The 2,580-nt window shown below is 62.8% G+C and carries 3 protein-coding genes; 2 read left to right on the forward strand and 1 reads right to left on the reverse strand.

The genetic code is table 11. The features are described 5' to 3' along the window. The coding region (locus ACESL9_RS17860) for a glycosyltransferase family 4 protein (protein WP_372675419.1) at window positions 1-795 on the forward strand (795 nt) is incomplete at its 5' end. Window positions 796-823: 28 nt separating this feature from the next. Next, on the forward strand, window positions 824-1,705 hold the full coding sequence (locus ACESL9_RS17865; RefSeq protein ID WP_372675420.1) for a glycosyltransferase family 2 protein: 882 nt from the start codon (window positions 824-826) through the stop codon (window positions 1,703-1,705). A gap of 48 nt (window positions 1,706-1,753) precedes the next feature. On the opposite strand, the gene ACESL9_RS17870 is transcribed toward ACESL9_RS17865, so the two are convergent. Beyond that, window positions 1,754-2,580, reverse strand: an 827-nt coding sequence (locus ACESL9_RS17870) for a WecB/TagA/CpsF family glycosyltransferase (protein ID WP_372675421.1), incomplete at its 5' end; no start/stop codon positions are given.

Below are 2,580 nucleotides of genomic sequence, written 5' to 3' on the forward strand. Positions count from 1 at the left end.
ACCGCGGAATATGTGGCCACGCTACCCCGGTCCAAGGGCGAGAAGTTCTACCTTCTTCAGGATTACGAGGTTTTCCCGAACCTCCCCGCAGACCGCGTGATCGCCACCTATCACCTGCCGCTCCGGAAGATCGCCGTCTCGGATTACATCCGGACCGAAATTGAAACCAACCATGGGGCGCAGGTCATCGATGTGATACCGAATGCGGTCGATCTCGATCAATTTGCAGTAACGGCGCGAAACCGGAACGATGCCGTCACAGTCGGGTTTCTCTATACGCAAAAGCCCCGGAAAAACATCGCATTGGCGATCGAGGCCATCAAACTGGCCAAGGCGCGTCTGCCCGATCTGCGCGTCAAGGCCTTCGGGGGCAAGGCCCCCGACGCCGCCCTGCCGCTGCCCGACTGGGTGGAGTATCATCAAAACCCGGCGCAACAGGACATCCCCGGCATCTACGCGGCCTGCGATGCCTGGCTTTTCACCAGCGAGAAGGAAGGTTTCGGCTTGCCCATTCTCGAGGCGATGGCTTGCCGGACCCCGGTTCTGGCCACCCGCGCCGGGGCAGCCCCGGACCTGATCGACGGGGTCAACGGCAGGCTTCTGCCCGGCACGCCAGAGGCCTTTGCCGGTGAAATCCAGCGCTTGGCGGATATGTCCGATGCAGACTGGCAAGACCGTTCCGCGGCAGCCTGCCGAACCGCCACCGCGCATACCTGGCAAGACGCAACCGACCGATTGCTTGACATTTTCGCGGGAAAAGCCTCTGTGTCCGCGACACCTGAAGATTCAGGATGAAGCCGAACCCACCGGAGATCGTCGCAACATGGCATCCGTAACCGTGGTCATTCCCGCCTACAATTCCGCCAGTTTCCTTGAAGAGACACTCCAGTCCGCACTGGACCAGACCGATCCGCCGGAAAGCATCGTCGTCGTCGTCGACGGATCGTCCGATGACAGCTTTGCGGTCGCAGAAAAAGTGGCCGCCACCACCCCGTCAGTTCAGGTGGTCCGGCGCAGGAATGGCGGGGCCTGTGCGGCCCGGAACACGGGGCTGGCCATGGCCGGGACGGAATTCGTCCTGTTTCTGGATGCCGACGACCGCCTGCTCCCGCGTGCGATCGAGCATCATCTCGCCGTGATGAAGCAGCATCGCGAGGCCGTCATGGTGTTCGGATCCAACCACGTCATCTCCACGGATGGTGCCCGTATCGGCAAGAGTATCGTCCCCGATCAGGACGTCACGCTGGAAGATCTGGCCATGACGGTGACGCCCTGCCCGTCCCAGTGCCTGTATCGCCGCTCTGAGGTGCAACAGGTTGGCGGGATGAACGAGACGCTGCGCCCGGGAGACGAGATCGATCTGAACATGCGACTGGCTCGACTGGGAAAGATCATCTCGTATCCGGAGTTTGTCATGGAGTATCGTAGGCACCCCAACCAGGGTATCAAAAACAGGTTCACCAACTCCAGCGGCCATCTCATGGCGCTCGAGATGAACATCGGCCCCAAGGGCACGTCGCCCGATCCCGTCCTCTATAAACGCGCCCGGCGCAAATGGCTGGCGCGCTATGGCCACGGACAGCACATGGCGGCCCTCGGGGCCATCCGGCACGGGCGGTTCAAGGAAATCGTGCCGGCCACGCGCCTGGCCCTTGCCGGGTACTGGGCCAGGCTCGCAGGGGCCGAGTGGCAGCCGAAACAGTGATGGAAGCGGCGACCGGAATCGGACCTGCGATCTGCCGCAATCGCATATCTACGCCAACGGATCCCGATACCAGCCGAGTTTCTGCTTCAGCACCGCCCAGAGAAATGGCGGCTCGTGGATGACATAGCGGTGGAACCGGGCGCGGGGCTCCTTCATCAGCCGGTAGAGCCACTCGAACCCCCATTCGGTGACCCAGACAGGCGGGCGGGCGAAGCCGCCGCTCTCATAGTCGATCGTGCCCCCGAGGGGCAGCCAGAGCCGCACACCGGGCATGCGGTCGCGGTAGCGCATGATGAACTTTTCCTGCCGCCCGCCGCCCAGTCCGACCAGACAGACGCTCGCGCCGCTGTCGTTGACGGCGGCGATCATGCGCTCGATCTCGTCCGGATCGGTCTCGAAATCGAAAGCCGGCGCACAGGTGCCCACGATCATCCGGCGCCCGACCTTGCGATTGATATTGTCGGCCGCCTTCTCGGCGATGCCGGGCTTGCCGCCCATCAGGAAGATGGTGACTGACGGATCCTCGGCGTAACGCATGTAGAATCGCGGGAAATAATCCGACCCCGAGACCCGCTCGCGCACCGGGGTGCCGAGGAACTTGGTTGCGAAATACATGATCTGGCTGTCGCAGGTGATCACGTCGAACCGGTCCAGCAGATCGTGGAACTCGCGGTCGGTCTGCAGCTTCATGATCATGTCGACATGCAGGGTCAGCAACACCCCTTCGCGCAGGTGCTCGACCAAAGCGTCCATGGAGACATCATGCACCCACGCATTGAGCATGGGGACCCGCTTCATCTCGCCCAACCCGGCGGGCTGCGCGACAGCGCCTCCATCCGCCATCACGCCGGCGCTCCCATGTACTTGTCCACCAA

The organism is Aquicoccus sp. (assembly GCF_041686535.1).
Lineage (GTDB): Bacteria > Pseudomonadota > Alphaproteobacteria > Rhodobacterales > Rhodobacteraceae > Aquicoccus.